This window comes from Pseudomonas lopnurensis (assembly GCF_015070855.1).
Classification (GTDB): Bacteria; Pseudomonadota; Gammaproteobacteria; order Pseudomonadales; family Pseudomonadaceae; genus Stutzerimonas; species Stutzerimonas lopnurensis.
In genome coordinates this window covers 1-2,430 of record NZ_JADDIX010000002.1, presented here as the reverse complement: position 1 = coordinate 2,430, position 2,430 = coordinate 1, and the positions used below count along the sequence as shown (strand labels likewise).

At 56.9% G+C, this 2,430-nt stretch carries 2 protein-coding genes; both read right to left on the bottom strand.

The features are described from left to right. Positions 1 to 108: 108 nt before the first annotated feature. Entirely contained in the window at positions 109 to 381 is a 273-nt protein-coding gene (locus IN820_RS00070; RefSeq protein ID WP_193679024.1) for a hypothetical protein, read from the bottom strand. Between the two features lie 2 nt (positions 382 to 383). Then, on the bottom strand, positions 384 to 2,430 hold a 2,047-nt coding region (locus IN820_RS00065), incomplete at its 5' end, for a DUF637 domain-containing protein (protein ID WP_193679023.1).

Below are 2,430 nucleotides of genomic sequence, written 5' to 3'. Positions count from 1 at the left end.
TGAGGGCTGAGTTTGCGGGCATCTGTTTTCATGGGGACAGATTATCCAATATGCCCTATTTATTTGCCAGGTTAATACCCCCTAGCTCTTGCTGCATTTTTTCGGCCATTAAACTGTCAGCTGCCGCCTCACTTGCAGAACAATATCTTCCACAACCACCTTCGGTCCAGCAATAGTGAGGCCGACGAAAGTTTCTGATTCTATCGTTATCAAGTCGCTGCCGAGCCTAATGACCAGGGATTCAATTTCTTGAGACCCACCAACCCCCCAAGACTTATTAATACCAACTGCGCCATTCCTCAGAAGAACAGCACGGAGGGCATCTCTGAGGGCATCGTCATATTCATCACCGAGAATAATTGTCTCTGTCTCTTTGACCATTCTTAGAACCCCAAATCCTTGCCGCCAGACCGGCTTGCAGACTCAATAATTTGTTCCCAACTCTTGCCTTTATCCCTAAGCCAATCAACAGCCGGCCCTAACTTATCGCCGTATTTCTCGAGATTCCTAGCGTAAATCACCTCAAGTTGCGGTGCAGGTGTGAGATCTTTGTACTGAACACCCAAATCTCGACGCATTTGATGGAGTTGACGAGCAACCTGCTCGGGTGATGCGCCCGCCGCTCGCATGTTGAGTGCAATGTCTTCAAGCGCTTTGACTTCGTTGACATATGCTTGTCGCAAAGGCGGAAGTCCACCCTTTGGAACACCCGGCACATCCAGCTTACTCAGATCACCAACAGCCCCGACCTGCGCTTTCCAACCACTAGGGGCAGGTGCCTCGGCAAGAACATTAACAACGTTCTTGGCCGCAGAGGGCAGCTTGGCCGCAACCTGGGCGGTTCCTCGCACCGCCGTCAGCACACCGACCAGTTCAGCCGCAAAGCGTGCGCCCTCAACGCCCGCCGTAACGGAGCCTTGCCAACCGGCATCATTGTAAGCCTGGGTTAGCAGTGCTGCGCGCTGTTCTAGATCACCGAAATAGCTATCGCCAAATTGCTGCCTGAACTCGGAGGAACTGGCGAGCAATTTCAGTGTATCCATCACCTCCGGTAGGTTGGTGACCAGTTGGTAGAGACCTTCTACGGTTTCAGCAGCGGAAAGCCCAATACCACCACCTACACCAACAACCAGTCCCAAATCCTGTTGTGCGGAAACCAGATTCCACTTCGCCTCAGTTCCTATCTGACAGAAACGATCCTGGCACTCTTTAAGCTCTTTCTCTTTCTGCTCTTCCTGAGCATGACTCAAATAGTTGTACTGCGTAGCACTCCCCGCCACCCAAGCCCCAGCCTGCAGCGCCTTCTCATCCCCACCCTGCGCAGCCACCGCCAGAATCCCGATCACCTGCGAGTTCATCACCAGCAGACTCTTCTTCTGGTCGGGGTCCATCTCACCGTATTGCTTGGCCAGACTGTCGACCAGCAGCTCATTCACCCCTGCAGCCAATGCCCCAGCCTTGAAGTCACCACCTGCCGCCTCTGCAGCAAGCCCACCCATCACGGCATGCATGGCAACCTTGACCGGGCTGCCATCTTTGAAGTCCCACTCACCAGGGGCAGTCAGATCCCCCACCAAGTTGAAACCCGCTGCCGCAAAGGTGTTGGCCAGGCTGCTGCGCAGGGCATCGCTAAGCGAGCTGTCGCCACCCAGGGCACGGTCAAGGACGGCGGAGGTGCCGTTCTGCAGCAATTGGTTGCCGGCAAACTGGCCGATACCACTCCAACTGTTCAGCCCGCCTTCCGTAATGACTTTGCCGCTGTTGGCCAGGGCGCCGCTGGCGCCGGTCTCGGTACCGGTCCAGCCGTTATACAGTCCATTGGTCAGGCCTGCGGTGGCACCCGCTACCACATAACCACGCAACGCATCCTCCGAGGTCACGTCCTTGAGGATCGCCCCGAGGTTGCCCCGGTTGTTGATGGTACTGATGGCCGTATTGCTGGCCATGCCCGTCAAACCTGCCGTAACTGCGGCATTGGCCCAACCAATCCCCGAGAGGCTGCCCCCCGTACCGGCAGCCCAGGCTCCGCCGGCCGATGTTGCAGCAGTGGAGGCCCCGGCAGCTGTTGCGCCATTGGCAGCAAGCCCGCTCATTGCTCCTGCCGTGAAGTACGCCACCGCAATCGCTATCATCAGCGACGCCCCAGCCCCCAATCCCGAGCTGCTGTACTTGAAGGAGTCATGAATCTCCTTCACCCGCTGCCAGTCCACATCGCCGCGCTGTTCCATCTCCTTCAGCCAGGCCAGGTTCGGATCGGCCTTGACCATGGCGTCGATGCTCTGGCTCACCGTCTTCTGGTCGATATGCTTGATATCGATGTTGAGCCCTTCCACCGCCTGGATGACGATGTCGCCCTGGGCGATCAGTTGGCTCTGGCTCAGCGTCTCGTCGGTCTTGCCCTTGCCTTTGGCCGACTGCCAGGCAAAGCTG

Coding starts and splice junctions, on each gene's coding strand:
- IN820_RS00070 (WP_193679024.1), bottom strand. CDS start 381: ATGGTCAAAGAGACAGAGACAATTATTCTCGGTGATGAATATGACGAT.